We start from the raw sequence: 17,105 nt of genomic DNA, 5'->3' as shown, positions 1-17,105 counted from the left end.
CCTCCGCATCTCCCGACCGAGACAGGACCTGACCGATGCCACCCGAGGACCGCACCCTCAGCCCGTACACCGGATACACCCGCGCCCACTGGGAGGGGGTCGCCGACTCCCTGCTCGCCGCCGTCGCGCCGTACGCGACCGGGGACGGCGCGCTCTACCACCTCCCGGGTACGCACACGAGCTGGTCCGGCAGGCTCTCCGACGGCCTGGAGGGCTACGCGCGCACGCTTCTCCTCGCCGCCTTCCGCCGCGACGAGAAGGTCCTGGAGCGGTACGCGGACGGCCTCGCCGCCGGCACGGCGGGCGTCTGGCCCCGCGTGGAGCACCGCAGCCAGCCACTCGTCGAGGCCGCATCGATCGCCCTCGCGCTGCGGGTGACGCGGCCGCTGCTGTGGGACCGCCTCGACGACGGCGTACGGCAGCGGGCCGCGGCCTGGCTCGGCGACGCGCTGACGGCCGAAGCCTGGCCCTGCAACTGGGAGTTGTTCCCCGTGACGGTCGGCGGCTTCCTCCAGGAGATCGGCCACGAGCCCGAGGCCTCGCGCGCCGCGATCGACCGCGGCCTGGAGCGCATCGAGCAGTGGTACGTCGGCGACGGCTGGTACACCGACGGTGACGGCCGCAAGTTCGACTACTACAACGGCTGGGCGATGCACCTGTATCCGGTGCTCCACGCGTGGCTGGCGGACGACGCCGACCTGCTGGAGCTGTACGGGGGACGACTGGAAGCCCATCTCGCCGACTACGCCCGCCTGTTCGGCGGTGACGGCGCGCCGATGCTCCAGGGCCGCTCCCTGACCTACCGCTTCGCGACCACGGCACCGCTGTGGCTCGGCGCCCTCACGGGCCGTACACCCCTCTCGCCGGGCGAGACCCGACGCCTGTCCTCCGGTGCCCTGCGCTACTTCCTCGACCGGGGTGCCGTGGACGACCGCGGCCTGCTCACCCTCGGCTGGCACGGCCCCGACGAGGCGCTCCTGCAGGACTATTCGGGCCCGGCCTCCCCCTACTGGGCGAGCAAGGCCTTCCTCGGGCTGCTCCTGCCGGCCGGCCACGAGGCCTGGACGGCGCGCGAGGAGCCGGGCCCGACGGACCGCGCCGACGCCGTCACCCCGGTCGGCCCGCCCAACTGGCTTCTCCAGTCGACCGGTTCCGACGGCTTGGTCCGCCTCCACAACCACGGCAGCGAGGACGTCCGCTACGACCCGTACTACACGCGGCTCGCGTACTCGACGACGACGGAGCCATCACCGTCGTACGACAACAGCGTGATCGTCGGCGACGACGCGAGCCGCAGGGACATCGAGCCGCTGGGGGTGGGCGAAGGCTGGGCGGCGTCCCGCCACACGGTCGCCGACGGCATCCGGGTCACCAGCCTCGTCGTCGCCCGGGGCGCGGTGGAGGTGCGCGCCCATCTGGTGACGGGGGCCGCCGCCGGGACTCCGGTGCGCGTCACGGGATGGCCGCCCGGAGACGGCACACGATCCGAACTCCTCCCTGTGCACGGCCTGTCGGACTCCACCGGTGTCACCGCAGAGGCCGCCACACTCTTCGTCGCCCTCGCCCGCCTCACCGCGGACCCCGATCCCCTGCCTCTCACGGAGCTGGTGTCCGTGAAGGTCGAGGGGGACTACGAGGTCGGCGTGAACTGGGCCTCGGGTGAGTCGGCGCGCTTTTGCTTCAGTACTTCAGACGCGCGATCCGCAGAGTCGTCGTGGTCGGTGACGCCCCTGTGAGCGCGCTCGTGTAGGACGGTGTGACCGGGGCGTACGCCCAGGTGAGCGCGCCGTTCGCCGACACCGCGATGTCCCCCGTGATCCGGTCCGTCACGACCTTGTCCGTGCTCTGGAACTTGCCGTTCCAGTCGATGAGACGCAGGTGCGTGCCGGTGAAGGTCCCCGTGCAGGTGCCGGCCGTGCACTTGGGGTTCTTCAGGGACTCCCAGGAGACGAGCAGGCGGTCCTTGCCGTAGGGGGCGACGTGGACGTTGACGCGTTCGGTGCCGGGGGTGTTGGTGAGGTAGACCGGTTTGCCCGAGGGCGTGTTGCGGTTCTTGAGGAAGGCGATGGCCACCTGGTGGGTGCTCGTCTTCGGCTTCACGGTCCAGCCTCGGCCGCTCGCGTCGTCCGGATTCTCGGCGGCGGAGGCGGCGCCGCGGGAGCCGAAGGCGGTGGCGTAGCGGCCGGTCGAGGACTTCACCAGGTCGCCGGTGCGGCTCGCGAACGTGCCGCCGCAGTAGCCCGCCCAGCACTGCTCGCGCTGCACGACCGGCGCGGTGTCGGGAGCGCCGATGCCGGTCGAGACGAACAGGCCCGAGCGCCAGTCGTCGAAGCAGAGCGAGGTGAAGGCGCCGGACGTCTCGGCGTGCAGCGCGATGCCCTCGTTGTGGCTGCAGCCCCAGCTCCAACCACCGCTGAGCTTGGTCCCCTTGGCGCTGATGTACGACAGTTTGTCGCCGTAGTGGCCGTCGGCGGCGCCGCCCGCGCCGTGCACGACGAAGTAGCTGCCGTACTTCGATCCGTTCCAGGTCAGTTGGCCGTCGAGGAGCGGTGCCGTGTCGTGCGAGGCGGTGCCCGTGAGCTTCGTGCGGAAGGTCTGTCTGCCGTTGGTGTAGCGGACCAGGGCCGCCGCCGTCTCCTTCCACTTGTTCGTGTCGGAGACGCGGGTCAGGAGCGCGAAGCCGTCGTTGTGCGCGACGAGTCCGCCGACCTCCTTGGCGCCCTTGACCACCGTGTCGGCGGCGGACCGCTTGCCCGCCGCGGTGAGCGGCGTGACATGGATGCCGTCGGAGGCGGGCCAGGCCACGCGCAGGGTGCCGTTCGGCGCCACGGCGGTCGCGGTGCGGGTCCACTCGCGCGAGTTGTTGTAACCGGCGGACAGATAAGGGAACTTGGCCGGGAGGCTCACGGTCGTGTGGGTGACAGCGAGGCTGTCGGTGGCCGTCGTCGCCCCGTTGGCGGTCGCGTACCACGCTCCGGCGAGGAGACCCGCGGCCGCGAGGGCGCCCACCACGGGCTTGCGTGCGATCCGGCGACGGCGGTGCGTAGTGGTGCGTCTTGCGTTGGTCATGTCAGGCAGTCGCCGCCGACGGTCGAAAGGTTGCCCCGCCCCTCAAAGGGGTGTGGCTGATGTGGCGGCTACGGTTCGGCAGGCACCGAAGTGTTCCGCGCTTAGCGTTTCGGCATGACCGATTCCCCGAAGGAAACACCGGCCGAGGCGGTCGTCGCCATGGTCGACCACGTCCTCGGCCTCGCGGCCACCTGGATCGCGTGGGACGGCAAGCCCGCGCAGGTCGACGACCGTGTCTACACCCCGCACAAGGCGATCCGCCGCGTCGCCGATCATCTCGTCGACCACCTGGCCGAACTGGAGGCCCGGCTCGTGGGTGAGGCGCCGCAGCCCGACCGCTGGCACGCGTCGACGAGCACCACGGAGGCGGACCTCGCGCCGTTCACACAGGAGGACCTCGACGAGGCGCGCAGCCGGCTCACGCGCCTTGCCCGCATCTGGGCGAACCGGCTCGCCACGCTGACCGAGGATCAGCTCGACGACTCCCCGGGAGAGGGCTGGACGTTCCGCGAGCTGGCCACGCACCTCAAGGGCTCGACGTATTACGCGGATGCCGTCGGGAGGCAGGCATGACCGCCTTCTCCGCGCTCCACCACGCCGACACACCGCTGCTGCTGCCCAACGCCTGGGACCATGCCTCGGCGGCGACCCTCGCCGCCCAGGGCTTCGAGGCGATCGGTACCACCAGTCTCGGCGTCGCCGCTGCCGCCGGGCTGCCGGACGGTACGGCGGCAACCAGGGACTTGACGCTGCGACTGGCCCGACAGCTCGGTGCGGGCTCGTTCCTCCTGTCGGTCGACGCCGAGGACGGGTTCGGCCAAGACCCGGACGACGTCGCGGAGTTGGCGAACGAACTGGCGAACGCCGGGGTGGTCGGCATCAACATCGAGGACCGCCTCGCGCCCGTGCAGCAGGCCGTGGCGAAGATCGCCGCGGTCAAGGCCGCCGTACCCGACCTCTTCGTGAACGCCCGCACCGACACGTACTGGCTCGGCGACGGCAGCCAGGCTGAGACATACCGCCGGCTCGACGCCTACCAACAGGCGGGCGCCGACGGGGTGTTCGCTCCCGGCCTGAGCGACGCCGACCGGATAGCCGCCTTGGTGAAGACCCTCGACGTGCCGCTCAACATCCTCTACTCACCCCTGGGGCCCACCGTCGCCCAACTCGGCGATCTCGGCGTACGCAGGGTCAGCCTCGGCTCCCTGCTGTACCGCCGGGCGCTGGGCGCGGCCGTGGACACGGCCGTGGACATCCGGGCGGGACGGCCGCCGCGAGGCGTCACGCCTACGTACGCCGACGTGCAGGCGCTCAGCGCAGCGGGCCCCCACGCCTAGCCCCGCCGGAGCCACCGGATACACCGCGCTGAAGGTCGACACGGCCGCGACCAGCGCGCTCTCCCTGCGAACGCGCCGCCTTCATCAGTGCCTCAGCAACGCGGTGACTACTCCGCTCGGCCCGGCCGAGTGAGCGTCCGGGCCAGCAGGTCCGCGAAGGCGACGGGGTGCTCCAGGCAGCCCAGGTGACCGCCGGGGAACTCGACGAGGTCTGCGCCGACGAGATCGGCGAGCACCTCGGCGGTACGACGCGGGAGTTGCCCTCGCGAGTCCTGTCCCGCTCCGAGGGCGAGACGGGTGGAGAGCGGTTTGAGGGCGTCCAGGTCCGGTGCGTGTGTGGCGAAGGGGCGCAGGACGTGGGCGAGGAAGATGCCGATGGGGGTGTCCATGGCGGTCTCCCCGGTCTTCTGGAGCGGTCGGCCCTCCCAAGTACGGTCCTCCAGACCCGCGGTGAGCCGTTCCAGCGCGGGCCCCACACCCTCCGCGCGGCAGATGTCGTGCACCTCCCCGATCATCGCCCGCTGCCGCGCCGCGTCGGGCAGTACCTCGACGCTCGGCGGCTCATGAGCGACCACCCGCCGCAGTCGCTCCGGATGCCGGGCCAACAGGTCCAGCGCGACGATGCCGCCGGAGCTGGTGCCGAAGACGTACGCGGACTCGCCGTCCGGGAGGACCGCTTCGAGAACCCGGTGGGCGTTGTCGCTCCACACCTCGACCCGCTGGTCGCCCACCGGCCCGCCCAACGGCCCGCGGGACAGTCCCATCGGGTCGTACGTCACCACGGTGAGCCGCTCGGCGAGACGCTCCGTGACGCCCTCCAGGCCCATGGGGTGACCGGCCCCACCGGGAATGATCAGCAGCACCGGTCCGCTGCCGCAGATGTCGTAGTGCGGTTCACTCATGACCGCCGTCCTTCGTCCGGCCAGTGCTCCAGGGCCACGTGCAGGGCGTCCAACGCGCGCTCCCAGGACGCCTGTACGTCACGGGGAGCGCCGAATCCGCCGATGGCCTCGAGGTTGCAGTAGCCGTGAAAGGTGCTGCGCAGCAGGCGTACCGCGTCGGTGAGGTCGGGCTCGGACAGCCCGTACGCCCGCAGCATGCCGTACGTGACCTCTGCCGTGCGCCGGCCCGCGTCGGACTCGGCGGCGAGGGCGGGGTCGAGCTGCAGATGCGTGGCCCGGTATCGCCCCGGCCGCTCCAGCGCGTACTCCCGGTAGGCGCCCGCGAAGGCGACGAGCGCGTCCTTGCCCGCGCGCCCGGCCACCGCGGCGGCGATCTTGTCGATCATCTCGCCGGCCGCGAGGAGCGCGATCCGCTCGCGCAGCTCCCGCACGCTCTTCACGTGCGAGTACATGCTCGCGTCCTTCACCCCGAACTGCCGCGCCAGCGCGGACACGGTGACGTTCTCGAAGCCGACCTCGTCCGCGAGGTCGGCCGCCGCCGTCACGACGCGTTCGGTCGTGAGCCCGGCACGGGCCATGTGACACCACCACCTGCTGCTCGGCTGAACCTAGGGTGTCTAGGTTACAACCTAATACGCTCAGGTTCATGGGGGTGAGAGGAACTCCTCCACCGCCGCGCAGAACTCCTCCGGGCGCACGGCATGAACGAGGTGACCTGCGGCGATCGTGACGAGTCGGCCGCTCGGGAAGCGCGTCGCCATCTTCGCCATCTCGTCCTGGGGCAGATGGCTCCCGGGACCGCCGGCGATCACCAGAGCAGGGGCCTGGACGGTCCTCTGAGCCTCCCGCCACGTCGGGTCCGGAGCGTTCAGCTGCCGCACGATCGCGGGGCGGGCCGCCCAGTCGAACTCGAGCGGACCCGAAGGGCGCTGCGGGGCCGGGAGGCCGAGCGGGACCGGGGGGCGGAGTCTCCTCCAGGACCAGCCGCGCGACCCGGCCCGGCTGCCGGGCCGCCAGCAGGTACGCGACCACGCCGCCCAGTGAGTGACCGATGAACGTCGCCTCTTCCAGGGTGAGTTCATCGAGGAGCGCGAGTACGTCGTCACGCATCAGCTCGAAGGAGTACGTACCGGGGTGAGGGCTGCGGCCGTGGCCCCGCAGGTCCGGCACGAGGACGCGGTGGGTGGCGGCGAAGCGGGCCGCCACCTCGTCCCATGCCGTGCCGTCCGAGGTCAGCCCGTGCAGCAGCACGAGGGGCGGGGCCAAAGGGTTCCCCGACTCCCGGTAAGCGAGCCGTACTTGGTCAGCCACGCGCGGCGAACTCGACGAAGTCCGTCCAGGCGGTGGGGGAGAGGGCGAGCTGGGGGCCGCGGGTGTTCTTGGAGTCGCGGATGTGGATGGTGGTGGGGCAGGTGGCGACTTCGACGCAGTCGTCGCCGGAGCTGCCGCTGTAACTGCTCTTGAACCAGGCCAGTTCGGTGGTGCTCATAGTGCTCCTCGCATCCGCTCCAGCAGGCATCGGCTGTCCTCCGGGGTGAGGGCCTGTGAGCGAAGTTTCGCATAGCGCATGTGAAGCACACTGATCGTTTTCGGATTGGCGATGAACTGGCCGCTTTCCTGGCCCTCGCAGTAGCCGAACCACTCGTTCTCGGGGGTCTCCAGCAGCCGGATGGGGCCGTCGAGGCCGGCGTGGACGCTGCGCGTCATGGGCAGCACCTGCACCTCCACGTTGCGCTGTTCGGTGACCGCCAGGATGGAATCGATCAATCCGCGCGTGACCTCTGTGCCGCCTGTTCCTCGCGTGAGGATGAACTCCTCGACGATGAAGCTGAACGCCGTGTTGGGCCGCTCCCCGAGGTGAGACTGGCGCTCCAGGCGAGCCGCGATCTGGGCCTCGATCTGCGAGTCCGTGAGCACGGGTACCCGCTCGCGGAAAAGAGTGCGTGCATACCCCTCCGTCTGCAACAGCCCCGGAACCAGCCGGTTCTCGTACGTGTAGAGGCTGATCGCCTGCTCCTCCAGCTCCGCCCACGGCCGGAACCAGGACGCCAGGCCCTTCTCCCTCCCCGCGTGCTTGTACACCCCCTTCAGGACTCCGAAGGCGTCCAGGACCTCTTCGGCGACGAACCGGCGATGCGGGAAGCGTCGCCCCTGCTCGATCGACGCGACCGTGGACGGCTGGTACTGCACGAGCGGCGCGTACTCCTCCTGTGTGTATCCCGCCCGCTTGCGGAAGGCCTTGTGGACCGCCCCGAACGCCTTCAGGGTGTCGGGCGGTTCGGTCTCGGTCGCGTTGTCGATGCTGATGGTGCTGTCGGTCATGCCGGGCACCCCCGAGCTTCTTGGTGCCAACCCCGCCGAGTCACCAAGGGTTACGCACGGTGACCAGAACTGTCCAGTCAGTGAACTCGTACACCGCGCTTTGTACGAGTGGCGGAGCTGGTCGACCCCCGTGCTCCACGGGACCGTTGTCGCATGTCAGGAGAGCCCCAAGCCCAAGTAGCCGTCACCGTACGCACGTTCACTCAGCTCTACAGCTCCACCCCGCGAGGGTCCCGGCTCGCGCGGCGGCTCGTCGCGCATCGGATGGACGCATGGGGGTTCGCGTACGACAGCTCGGTGAGTGAGGACGTGACCCTCGTCGTCGCCGAGCTCGCCGCGAACGCCGTACGGCATGGGCGCGTGCGCGGGCGCGGCTTTCGTGTGCGGCTGTTGCTGGGCGACGGCGTCGTACGCGTGGAGGTGGCCGACGGGCGGACGGACCGGCTCCCTGTTCTCCAGGAGCCGTCGGACGACGAGGACGGGCGCGGGCTGCTGCTCGTCGCGGCGATCGCGGAGCGGTGGGGAGTGGAGCCCCGCACGGGAGGGGCGTACAAGGTCGTTTGGGCGGAAGTCCGCACGCAACGGGCGATCGGATGATCAACACGCCTGCAGGCAGGGCCAGTTACCCCGCCGCCCAGGTCGCCCGGTGATCAGGCGCCGGCTGTCCCCTGTTCGTCGTCGGCGACGCCGACCCGTGGAAGGACCTGTGGTTCTACTCCAACCCGGTGTGGGTCCTGCCGTCGTGACCGAGCGGAACGAGTACGTCGTCGGAGTCGATACCGGCCTCGTGGGAGCCCTGCGGGAGGCCGACGACCTGCTGCGCGACCTGGCTGTCGAACTCGGCGCGGTGGATGACGTGTTGGGCTGCACGCACCATGTGCGCGACGGGGGGGGGACCCACACACGGCACTGTCCTTCGCCGTGCCGTCGGAGCGTGCCGCCCGCGCGGCCTTTCAGCGGCTCGCGGAACGGGAGTTCGGTGTCGCCCTCGGCGCCGAGCGGCACGGTCCCGCCGACCTGGCCGCCGGGGCCGCCGTCGAGCACGCGGCGCGCACGGGTGGCCGTGCTGTGCTCTACGGCGGGTCCGAGGCCCTCACCGGCACGGTGACCGTGGCCCGGCTGCTGGCCGGCTCCGCCGTGGACCGGGTCGCCGTACTCGGCGCGCCCGACGGTCCCGAGCCGGAGCGGCGGATCGTCACCCGCGACCACGTACGCCCGGAGTGGCGTGAGGGGCACCTGGTCCTGACGACGATGCCGGCCGCGGGCGGGGCGCTGGTCCCGTTCGAGGTGCCGGAGCCCACGCCCTGCTGTGCGGACCACTGAGGGCGGACGACGGGGGGGCAGCGGGCGGTCGAGGGCAGTCGGCTGGAACTGTGGTACAGGTTCCAGCCGACGTTGCTCCCCCACGAGTCACGCTACGGAAGCGACGGCCCGGCGAGTCTCCACATCGCGCCCGGGCCGTCTCCGATTTACGCCCCGGCGTCTTCGGACTCCGGTCCGCCCGTCACCGATTCATTGCCCGGCGGACTCCCGGCGTCCGGGCGGGCTGCCCTCTCCCCTTCACGTCCGGGCCGTCACCGATGCACGCCCGGGCCGTCTCCCGATTTCCGCCCTGGCCGTCTCCCGATTCCCCCCGGAACCGGGTAACTCCCGCTTACGTCAATCGATATACCGACAAAGTCACGGGCAGGTACGCAGCAGGCAGGGAGCGGCTCCATGAACGGTGGTGCCTTACACATCCACCACGCCGGCATCGGCGAGTTGCAGACCGCCGCGTCCACGATCCTGGCACCGCTCGCCGTGACGGCGCCGGGCGCGGACGCGTTCCGGGCCGACATCGACGCGGCGACGGTGGGGCGCGCGGCGGTGGCACGGATCCGGGGCTCCGGGCACCTAGTCGCGCGTACCTCCCGGGCGATCACGTCGTCCGATCCCGAACTGCTGAAGGTGACCCTGCACCGGTCGCAGTCGCCCGCGGCGGTGGACCAGGGCGGGCATCAATCCCGCGCACACGGCGGGGACTTGGTGGTCTTCGACATGACACGGCCGTACCGGCTCGCGGTCGCCGACGGCTGCGACGTCATGGCCGTCGGCATCTCGCGCACCGAGCTGGGCCGCCATGCCGACATCGTCGCCCGCCACGCGGCCCGGCGACTGCCGGCCGAGACGGGGGCGCAGGCGGTGCTCTCCGCCTTCCTGCAGGGCCTCGGCAGCCACCTCGACGAACTGACGGGTCCCGCGCAGGCCCACGTGGGCGACGCGCTGGTGTCCCTGCTGCTCGCGGCGTTCACGGACGGGACACCCGGCCGGATGGACACGGAGACGGACCTGGTGGACCGCATCCGTGTCTATGCCCTGGCGAACATCGCCGACCCGTCGCTGTGCGTCGACTCGGTCGCCGCCGCGCACGGCATCTCGCCGCGCCAGCTGCACCGCTTGTTCCGCCGTGGTGACGTCTCGTTCGCGGCCTGGCTGCGCCGCGAACGCCTGGAACGCGTCCGCCGGGATCTCCTCGACCCCGCCCACGACGGTCGTACGACGGCGGCCGTTGCCGCCCGCTGGGGCATTCACGACCCCCGGCACCTCGCCCGGGCCCTGCGGACGCACTACGGACAGACGGCTCGCGACCTGCGGCAGGGGCGGGTCACGCGGCCGGATTGAGACCGTTCGACAGACCGGTGTACGCGGCGGGCTTCGCGGCGTAGTTCTCGTCGTACGGGAGGGCGGCGCCGTACCCGCCGAAGGTGCCCGGGATCCACGAGTACTTGTCGCTGACGCCCCACACCGTGACGCCCACGACCCGGCGACACCCAGGCAGTTCTCGCCGGCCGTCTTGTAGTCGGTGGACTGCTGGGCGAGTTCTGCGGAGGAGGCGGGCAGGGGGCCGAGCCCGGCGGGCCGACCCCCGGCCGCAACGGGTGCGATCGACCCCCACTGCCGTGCCATCACGGCGAGCTCGACGCGGTCCCCTTCCCCGATCACCAGGCGCTGCTCGATCAGCCGCGCCACCGGCAGGTCGAGCCAGGCGCTCGCGCGAAGTGCGCGGGCAACAGCCGTCGTCACCCCGGCGGGTGGAACTCTGACGACCAGTGAGCCCAGCCCGTGGCCAGCCGCCGCGGACGGCGTACGGGCGTCCGGAAGCTGGGCGCATGTCCATGCCTACTTCCCGACATCCGCAGGATCGCCGCTCGTTCATGAGCCGGGCCGGTCTCGCCTTCGCGGCCGCTCTCACTCTCGTCGTGGCCCTGCCGAGCAGCGCCCTCGCCGCACCCGGCGACCTGGACACCTCCTTCGGCAGCGGCGGCAAGGTCACCATCGACGGCGGCTCGCCCGCGGACGGCCAGGACCTCGCCGTCCAGGCCGACGGCAAGATCGTCACGGTCGGCGCCCGACAGAACCCCGACACCCTCTACAGCGACTTCTCCGTGATGCGGCACAACGCCGACGGCAGCATCGACACCTCCTTCGGCGGCGGCGACGGAGAGGTGGTCACCGATTTCGAGGGCGGCCAGGACCTGGCGCAGGGCGTGACGATCCAGCCCGACGGGAAGATCGTCGTCGTCGGCGACACCGAGAGGTTCGGGGAGGACAACGGCGGCTGCTGCTGGTTCACGGTGGCCCGCTACAACGCGGACGGCAGCCTCGACACCACCTTCGGGCAGGGCGGCCACGTCATCCCCGAACTGGCCGGTGGAGCCGAGGACGGCTGGGCGGTCGCGGTGCTGCCCGGCCCCGAGGGGAAGATCCTCGCGGCGGGCCGGGCCGGCGGCGCGTTCGCGGCGGTCCGCTTCAACCGTGACGGCAGCCCGGACACCACCTTCGGCGGCGGCGACGGCGAGGTCATCACCTCGTTCCCGTTCTCGGACGTGGGCGTGGGCGGTGCGGAGGCGTTCGACATGGCCCTCCAGCCCAACGGGAAGTTCGTCCTCGCCGGTTACTCGGGCTCCACCTCCTTCGACTTCGCGCTGGCCCGCTACAACGCCGACGGCAGCCTCGACACCTCCTTCGGCGGCGACGGCCTCGTCACCACGGACCTCGGCGGCTACAACTGGGGCCGGACCGTGGTCGTGCAGTCGAGCGGCAAGATCGTCGCGTCCGGAGCGAGCGGCGGCAGCTTCACGCTGGTGCGCTACAACGTCGACGGCAGCCTCGACGGCGGCTTCGGCACCGGTGGCGTCGTGACCACCGACTTCGGCACCAACTCCGCGGTGCAGGACCTCATGCTCCAGCCCGACGACCGGATCGTCGCCGCCGGAGTCGCCGGCAACGACTTCGCGCTGGCCCGGTACAACGCCGACGGCACCCTCGACACCGGCTTCGCCGCCAACGGGAAGACGACCACCGACTTCGGCGCCGGCGACATCGTGAACCGCCTCGCGCTCCAGTCCGACGGCAGGATCCTCGCGTTCGGCAACAGCGGTGACCACCGCGCCCTGGCCCGCTACCTGGGCGGCACCGGCACCCCGCCGCCGCCCGCCGGCGCGGACCTGTCGGTCACCAAGACCGGCCCCGCCACCGTCAGCATCGGCGACCGGGCCACGTACACCGCGACGGTCACCAACAACAGCACCACCACCTCCGCCACCGGCGTCTTCCTCACCGACACGCTCACCGGACCCGCCGCGTCCATCGTCTCGGCCACGCCCGGCCAGGGCACCTGCACCACCTCCGGCTCCAGCGCGAGCTGCGCCCTGGGCACCCTCGCCCCCGGCGCCCACGCCACGGTGACGGTCGTGGTCGAGCCCCGCGCCACCGGCACCCTCACCGACAAGGCCACGGTCACCGCCACCCAGACCGACCCGACCCCGGGCAACAACAGCGCCACGGCGACCACCACCGTCAACAACTCCCGTGGCTGCACGATCATCGGCACCAGCGGCAACGACGTCCTCAACGGCACCTCCGGCAACGACGTGATCTGCGCCCTCGGCGGCGACGACACCGTCGACGCCGGTAATGGCAACGACACCGTGTACGGCAACTACGGCAACGACCGCCTCGACGGCAGCTACCTCAACGACACCCTGAACGGCGGCCCTGGCAACGACAGCCTGATCGGCAACTTCGGCAACGACTACCTCAACACCGTCGACAGCGTCTCCGGCAACGACACCGCCAACGGCGGCTTCGGCACGGACACCTGCACGACGGACACGGGGGACACCCGGATCAGCTGCCCGTAGGGCACACCGGCGAGACGGGTGGGGCCCGGACCGGTCACCGGTCCGGGCCCCACCCGTCGTCGAGCCCGGTCTCGGACAGTGGTGTGAAAGGTGCGGGAGAGGCCGCGGACCTGGATGCTGCCGTTCACGCCGGAGGAGCCGCCGCCCCGGTTCACACCGGAGGAGCCGCTGTCCCGGTTCACAGCGGCAGAGCTGTTGACTCGGTTCACGCCCGTCATGCCGCACGCTCCCGGGTCAGCCGCATCAGCCGGACCGTCGCCACCAGCGACGCGCCTGACAACATGGTCAACAGCCACGGCACCGCGTGAATCCCGGACGCCTCGATGCCCACGCCGAGGAGCGGTGGCGCCGCCACCCCGCCGATCATCGACGCGGCGATCACCCAGGCGCCCGCCCGCTTGGCCCCCGGCAGTGCCTGATTGAGCCATGGCAGACCGGTCGGGAACACCGGTGCGATGAACAGGCCGACACCGGCGTACGCCACCGGCGCCGCCCCCGGTGTCAGCGCCAGCAGCAGGCACGCCGTCATTCCGGCCGCGCAGACCGCGAGGATGCGCTCGGGTGCGTACCGCAGCGTGATCGGGACGACGAGGAAGCGGCCCGCCGTCATCATCAGCCAGTACACCGAGGTGGCGGAGGCGGCGACCGTCGCGCTGTAGCCAACGGTCTCCAGGTGGGTGGGCTCCCAGCCGCCGACGCCCGCCTCGACGGCGACGTTCAGGATGTACAGGGCGAGGAAGCCGACCAGCACACGGGAGAGCAGCCCACCGGCGGCGGGCTTCTCGGCGGCCTCGGACGCGGCCGGCGCCTCGCTGCGCACCCCGCCCGTGCACAGGATCAGCGCCGCCGCCAACACGGCACACGCCCCGAAGGCGTACCCGTAGTCGTCGGGACCCACCCACGCGATGAGCGCGGGACCGAGCACCGCACCGATGCCGAAGTGCGCGTTCAGCACATTCAGCATGGCCGTCGAACGGTCGCCGAAGCCGACCGCGAAGAGCTGATTGAGGCCGTAGTCGATACCGCCGAAGCCGAGGCCGCCGAGGAAGGCGGCGGCGAGTGCGGAGGGCCAGTTCGGCGCCAACGCGAAGCCCGCGCCGCCCGCCGCCATCAGCGCGTAACTCGCCGCCAGCAGCGCTCTGTTGCTGATCCGGGAGTGGATCGCGTTGAAGGTCAGGACGCCCGCGACCCCTCCCGTGAAGTGCAGGCTCAGGCCAAGACCGGCTCCGGACGGAGACAGGCCGAACTCCTCCCGCAGGCCTGGCACCGCGGGCCCGTAGAGCGCTTGTAGCATGCCGATGAGGACGAATGCGACGCAGGACGCGACCGCGGCCGGACGGCTGAAGAGCCGGCCGGCCGCGATACGGGTGACGGTGTCAGTCATGGATCTCCGAGAAGACGAACGAGAACTCCGCGGGTGCGGCCCGCAGTTGGTACTGGGGCAGCGCGCCGGGACCGCAGGACTGCGAGCCGATGCCCTGCTGGCCGTGGTCGAGGTTGACCCAGACCGTGTCGCCGGGCGTCAGGTCCGTCAGATGCTCGGCGGCGTCGAGCTGCTCGGTCGTCCAGCGGCGCGCGGTGAACCAGAAGGACGGATCGCCCTCGACGCGCAGCCCACCGATCTCGGCCCAGCGGACATCGGCCCGTGCGCCGTTCTCCTGCGGACGCACGTACGGCGTCTGAAGCTCGTCGACCGTCGCCTCCCAACGCGCCACTTTGGAAGCCGACTTGGTGTCCGGATATCCCTCACCGGGGCCACCACCGAACCACTTCACCCGGTCCGCCGAGCCCGAGAGCCCCAGGCGGATCCCGAGCCGCGGCAGTGGCAGCGTCCAGTCGCCCTCGGGCGCCACGGAGACGGTCAGCCGCAGCCGCGTCCCGTCGGACGTCCACCGGTACACCGTGCGCAGGCCCACCTCCCAGGCGGCGGGCGCCACCCGGGTGCGTACGGTCAAGGCGTCGTCGCCCAGCTCCACGGCGTCCAGCCGGTGGCGCATCCGGTGCAGGCCCAGCTTGCGCCAGAGCAGGCCGTAGCGCTCGTCCGGCTGCCAGTGCGCGCCGTTGTCGTTGTCCGTCGGCGCCCGCCACACGTCCAGGCGCAGACCGGTGACGTCGACCCCGCCGATCGTCCGCAGCGCACCGGTGCGGGTGTCGAAGGCGGCCGGGCCGAGGGTGATCTGCCGCCCGCCGAGCACCGGTCCGTCGGACTGTGCCACGCGTGTCACGGCGCGTTCAGCGACCGGCAGTTGAGCCCAGGCGACCTCGTGACCCCGCGGTGCCCACGCCGTCCCGGCGGCGAGCACCGCGCGCACCGTCCACTGTGTCTCGGACCCGCGCGCGTCGGCGGGCGGCGTCGGCAGCTTCACCTCGGCCGACTCGCCGGGGCCGAGAGCGGGCACCGTCAGTGCACCCGTCTCGACCGTCTCGCCGTCGACCTGGTAGGACCACTCGAAGGCGAGCGCCGAGAGATCCGCGAAGTCGTACGCGTTCGTCACGCGCACGGTCCCGTCCTCGCCGTCACCGAGGATGCGAACCGGTTCGATCACCTTCTTGTACTCGGCGAGCCCCGGCGACGGCGTCCGGTCCGGGAACACCAGCCCGTCGCAGACGAAGTTCCCGTCGTGCAGCTCCTCGCCGAAGTCGCCGCCGTACGCGAAACCGTACCGCTCGTCCTTGATGCCGTGGTCGATCCACTCCCAGATGAAACCGCCCTGGATGCGGTCGTACGACTCGAAGAGGCGCTGATAGTCAGCGATGCCACCGGGGCCGTTGCCCATGGCGTGCCCGTACTCGCAGAGGATGAGGGGCAGTTGACGCCGCTTCAGTGTGCCGCCGTCCAGGCCCCGGCCGATCCGCTCGACCTCGGCGTGGCTCGCGTACATCCGTGCGTACATGTCCGTGTCACGACAGTCGATGTCGCCCTCGTAGTGGATCAGCCGGGAGCCGTCCCGGCCGCGAATCCACTCGGCCATGGCGGTGAGCCCGCGTCCGGTGCCGGCCTCGTTGCCGAGGGACCAGACGACGACGGACGGGTGGTTCTTGTCGCGCTCGACCATACGGGCGGCGCGGTCGAGCAGCGCCGGGGTCCAGCGCTCGTCGTCAACGGGGTTGTCGCGCCAGGCCTGTTCGGTGAAGCCGTGGGTCTCCAGGTCGCACTCGTCGATGACCCACAGGCCGTACTCGTCGCACAGGTCCAGGAAGGCCGGGTGCGGCGGGTAGTGCGAGGTGCGGACCGCGTTGATGTTGTGCCGCTTCATCAGCAGCACGTCCTCGCGCATGGTCTCCAGATCGAGGGCGCGGCCCTTCTCCGGATGCCACTCGTGGCGGTTGACGCCCTTGAAGAGGACCGCCTTGCCGTTCACCTTGATGAGGCCGTCGGCCAGCTCGACCGTGCGGAAGCCGATGCGCAGCGGGACGCGTTCGCCCTCCGTGGCCAGCACGCCGTCGTACAGATGGGGGACTTCGGCCGTCCACGGCCGGACCGCGACGGTCACCGACTCGCCGGTCGCGACATCGATGTCCAGGGCCGGCACGGTCACCCGGCCGTCGACGTCGGAGTCGACGCGCAGCACGCCCTCGCCGGTGAGGTGGTCGTACGACGCGTGCACGAAGAAGTCGAGGACGCCGCCCGCCGGGCGGTGCAGCAGCGTCACGTCACGGAAGATGCCCGGTAGCCACCACTGGTCCTGGTCCTCCAGGTAGGAGCCCGCCGACCATTGGTGGACCCGGACGGCGAGCACGTTGCCGCTCGGCTTCAGCAGGTGCCCGACCGCGAACTCGTGCGGCAGCCGGGAGCCCTTGAACTCGCCGATGTCCGTCCCGTTGAGCCAGACGCGGGCGCAGGACTCGACACCGTCGAAGCGGAGGACTGCGCCGCCGTCCGAGGGCCAGTCGGACGGCAGGTCGAAGACCCGCAGATGATCTCCGGTCGGGTTCTCGGTCGGCACCCGCGGCGGGTCGACGGGGAACGGGTAGAGGTGGTTGGTGTAGATCGGTGCACCGTGGCCTTGGAGCACCCAGTGCCCGGGGACCGAGACTTCCGCCCAGTCCCCGGCGTCGTAGCCCTGCTCGGCGAACGAGTCGTCCTCCGCGTCCGCGGTCATGGACAGCCGGAAGCGCCAACTGCCGTTCAATGACAGTGACTTGGCCTCCGAGGACGCGTACCAGGCCCGCGGCGGCAGCGCGCCGCTGCCGGGCGAGACGTTCTCGACGTAATCGATGGAAGATGGGGGTCCCCCCTGGTCGAGCGAAGCCGAGAGCTTGGGGGAGGTGCGGAAAGACATCGGTCTCCT

General features: G+C 71.2%; 17 protein-coding genes and 1 pseudogene. 7 read left to right on the top strand and 11 right to left on the bottom strand.

The genetic code is table 11. The annotated features are described in order from the left end of the window. The first annotated feature begins 35 nt into the window (after positions 1-35). A complete protein-coding gene (locus ACIBK0_RS32395; RefSeq protein WP_399087723.1) occupies positions 36-1,736 on the top strand; it encodes a DUF2264 domain-containing protein in 1,701 nt (566 codons plus the stop codon). On the opposite strand, the gene ACIBK0_RS32390 is transcribed toward ACIBK0_RS32395, so the two are convergent. Then, positions 1,681-3,069, bottom strand: a complete 1,389-nt coding sequence (locus tag ACIBK0_RS32390; protein WP_399087721.1) for a hypothetical protein — start codon at positions 3,067-3,069, stop codon at positions 1,681-1,683. The genes ACIBK0_RS32395 and ACIBK0_RS32390 overlap by 56 nt on opposite strands. Positions 3,070-3,183: 114 nt before the next feature. Between ACIBK0_RS32390 and ACIBK0_RS32385 the strand changes: the two genes are divergently transcribed. Together ACIBK0_RS32385 and ACIBK0_RS32380 are read left to right on the top strand one after the other, a co-directional pair. Beyond that, positions 3,184-3,642 (top strand): hypothetical protein, encoded by a 459-nt coding sequence (locus ACIBK0_RS32385; protein ID WP_399087719.1) that lies wholly within the window; start codon positions 3,184-3,186, stop codon positions 3,640-3,642. Next, positions 3,639-4,406 (top strand): isocitrate lyase/phosphoenolpyruvate mutase family protein, encoded by a 768-nt coding sequence (locus ACIBK0_RS32380; RefSeq protein WP_399087717.1) that lies wholly within the window; start codon positions 3,639-3,641, stop codon positions 4,404-4,406. Before ACIBK0_RS32385 ends, ACIBK0_RS32380 begins: the two co-directional genes overlap by 4 nt. A 107-nt stretch (positions 4,407-4,513) precedes the next feature. Here the strand turns inward: ACIBK0_RS32380 and ACIBK0_RS32375 are convergent, their stop codons facing one another. The 6 genes and pseudogenes from ACIBK0_RS32375 to ACIBK0_RS32350 all read right to left on the bottom strand — a co-directional run bounded on the left by ACIBK0_RS32375 (position 4,514) and on the right by ACIBK0_RS32350 (position 7,630). Next, entirely contained in the window at positions 4,514-5,308 is a 795-nt protein-coding gene (locus ACIBK0_RS32375) for an alpha/beta fold hydrolase (protein WP_399087715.1), read from the bottom strand. Next, positions 5,305-5,886, bottom strand: coding sequence for a TetR/AcrR family transcriptional regulator (locus ACIBK0_RS32370; RefSeq protein WP_399087713.1), 582 nt, complete (start codon positions 5,884-5,886; stop codon positions 5,305-5,307). Before ACIBK0_RS32370 ends, ACIBK0_RS32375 begins: the two co-directional genes overlap by 4 nt. A gap of 66 nt (positions 5,887-5,952) precedes the next feature. Beyond that, positions 5,953-6,189 (bottom strand): alpha/beta fold hydrolase, encoded by a 237-nt coding sequence (locus ACIBK0_RS32365; protein ID WP_399087711.1) that lies wholly within the window; start codon positions 6,187-6,189, stop codon positions 5,953-5,955. After that, positions 6,101-6,514: pseudogene (locus tag ACIBK0_RS32360) on the bottom strand (alpha/beta fold hydrolase); the annotation flags it as partial. The pseudogene ACIBK0_RS32360 and the gene ACIBK0_RS32365, both read right to left, overlap by 89 nt. Before the next feature lie 97 nt (positions 6,515-6,611). Beyond that, positions 6,612-6,797, bottom strand: coding sequence for a DUF397 domain-containing protein (locus ACIBK0_RS32355; protein ID WP_399087709.1), 186 nt, complete (start codon positions 6,795-6,797; stop codon positions 6,612-6,614). Further along, positions 6,794-7,630, bottom strand: a complete 837-nt coding sequence (locus ACIBK0_RS32350; RefSeq protein WP_399087707.1) for a helix-turn-helix domain-containing protein — start codon at positions 7,628-7,630, stop codon at positions 6,794-6,796. Before ACIBK0_RS32350 ends, ACIBK0_RS32355 begins: the two co-directional genes overlap by 4 nt. A gap of 153 nt (positions 7,631-7,783) precedes the next feature. Between ACIBK0_RS32350 and ACIBK0_RS32345 the strand changes: the two genes are divergently transcribed. Beyond that, the gene (locus tag ACIBK0_RS32345) at positions 7,784-8,227 is read left to right on the top strand and encodes an ATP-binding protein (protein ID WP_399087705.1); all 444 of its coding nucleotides are present in this window, start codon (positions 7,784-7,786) and stop codon (positions 8,225-8,227) included. Between the two features lie 115 nt (positions 8,228-8,342). On the opposite strand, the gene ACIBK0_RS32340 is transcribed toward ACIBK0_RS32345, so the two are convergent. Next, on the bottom strand, positions 8,343-8,531 hold the full coding sequence (locus ACIBK0_RS32340) for a hypothetical protein (RefSeq protein ID WP_399087703.1): 189 nt from the start codon (positions 8,529-8,531) through the stop codon (positions 8,343-8,345). Between the two features lie 20 nt (positions 8,532-8,551). Here ACIBK0_RS32340 and ACIBK0_RS32335 point away from each other — a divergent pair, with 20 nt between their 5' ends. Further along, a complete protein-coding gene (locus tag ACIBK0_RS32335; protein ID WP_399087701.1) occupies positions 8,552-8,953 on the top strand; it encodes a hypothetical protein in 402 nt (133 codons plus the stop codon). Between the two features lie 393 nt (positions 8,954-9,346). Continuing rightward, on the top strand, positions 9,347-10,291 hold the full coding sequence (locus ACIBK0_RS32330) for a helix-turn-helix domain-containing protein (protein ID WP_399087699.1): 945 nt from the start codon (positions 9,347-9,349) through the stop codon (positions 10,289-10,291). Here the strand turns inward: ACIBK0_RS32330 and ACIBK0_RS32325 are convergent. Continuing rightward, a complete protein-coding gene (locus ACIBK0_RS32325) occupies positions 10,275-10,427 on the bottom strand; it encodes an endo-1,4-beta-xylanase (protein ID WP_399087697.1) in 153 nt (50 codons plus the stop codon). The genes ACIBK0_RS32330 and ACIBK0_RS32325 overlap by 17 nt on opposite strands. 397 nt (positions 10,428-10,824) lie before the next feature. On the opposite strand from ACIBK0_RS32325, the gene ACIBK0_RS32320 reads away from it, so the two are divergent. Then, a complete protein-coding gene (locus ACIBK0_RS32320; protein ID WP_399087695.1) occupies positions 10,825-12,813 on the top strand; it encodes a calcium-binding protein in 1,989 nt (662 codons plus the stop codon). Between the two features lie 214 nt (positions 12,814-13,027). Here the strand turns inward: ACIBK0_RS32320 and ACIBK0_RS32315 are convergent, their stop codons facing one another. Next, on the bottom strand, positions 13,028-14,197 hold the full coding sequence (locus ACIBK0_RS32315) for an MFS transporter (RefSeq protein WP_399087693.1): 1,170 nt from the start codon (positions 14,195-14,197) through the stop codon (positions 13,028-13,030). Next, complete coding sequence (locus tag ACIBK0_RS32310; RefSeq protein WP_399087691.1) at positions 14,190-17,096, bottom strand: glycoside hydrolase family 2 TIM barrel-domain containing protein; 2,907 nt, start codon at positions 17,094-17,096, stop codon at positions 14,190-14,192. Before ACIBK0_RS32310 ends, ACIBK0_RS32315 begins: the two co-directional genes overlap by 8 nt. Positions 17,097-17,105 lie beyond the last annotated feature (9 nt).

The organism is Streptomyces sp. NPDC050564 (genome assembly GCF_044457265.1).
Taxonomy (GTDB): Bacteria; Actinomycetota; Actinomycetes; order Streptomycetales; family Streptomycetaceae; genus Streptomyces.
Note: the sequence above shows the minus strand (reverse complement) of the source record. Positions and strands in the feature narration are given on the sequence as shown.

Coding starts and splice junctions, on each gene's coding strand:
- ACIBK0_RS32310 (WP_399087691.1), bottom strand. CDS start 17,096: ATGTCTTTCCGCACCTCCCCCAAGCTCTCGGCTTCGCTCGACCAGGGG.
- ACIBK0_RS32375 (WP_399087715.1), bottom strand. CDS start 5,308: ATGAGTGAACCGCACTACGACATCTGCGGCAGCGGACCGGTGCTGCTG.
- ACIBK0_RS32395 (WP_399087723.1), top strand. CDS start 36: ATGCCACCCGAGGACCGCACCCTCAGCCCGTACACCGGATACACCCGC.
- ACIBK0_RS32345 (WP_399087705.1), top strand. CDS start 7,784: ATGTCAGGAGAGCCCCAAGCCCAAGTAGCCGTCACCGTACGCACGTTC.
- ACIBK0_RS32390 (WP_399087721.1), bottom strand. CDS start 3,069: ATGACCAACGCAAGACGCACCACTACGCACCGCCGTCGCCGGATCGCA.
- ACIBK0_RS32380 (WP_399087717.1), top strand. CDS start 3,639: ATGACCGCCTTCTCCGCGCTCCACCACGCCGACACACCGCTGCTGCTG.
- ACIBK0_RS32355 (WP_399087709.1), bottom strand. CDS start 6,797: ATGAGCACCACCGAACTGGCCTGGTTCAAGAGCAGTTACAGCGGCAGC.
- ACIBK0_RS32385 (WP_399087719.1), top strand. CDS start 3,184: ATGACCGATTCCCCGAAGGAAACACCGGCCGAGGCGGTCGTCGCCATG.
- ACIBK0_RS32320 (WP_399087695.1), top strand. CDS start 10,825: ATGAGCCGGGCCGGTCTCGCCTTCGCGGCCGCTCTCACTCTCGTCGTG.
- ACIBK0_RS32315 (WP_399087693.1), bottom strand. CDS start 14,197: ATGACTGACACCGTCACCCGTATCGCGGCCGGCCGGCTCTTCAGCCGT.
- ACIBK0_RS32350 (WP_399087707.1), bottom strand. CDS start 7,630: ATGACCGACAGCACCATCAGCATCGACAACGCGACCGAGACCGAACCG.
- ACIBK0_RS32330 (WP_399087699.1), top strand. CDS start 9,347: ATGAACGGTGGTGCCTTACACATCCACCACGCCGGCATCGGCGAGTTG.
- ACIBK0_RS32370 (WP_399087713.1), bottom strand. CDS start 5,886: ATGGCCCGTGCCGGGCTCACGACCGAACGCGTCGTGACGGCGGCGGCC.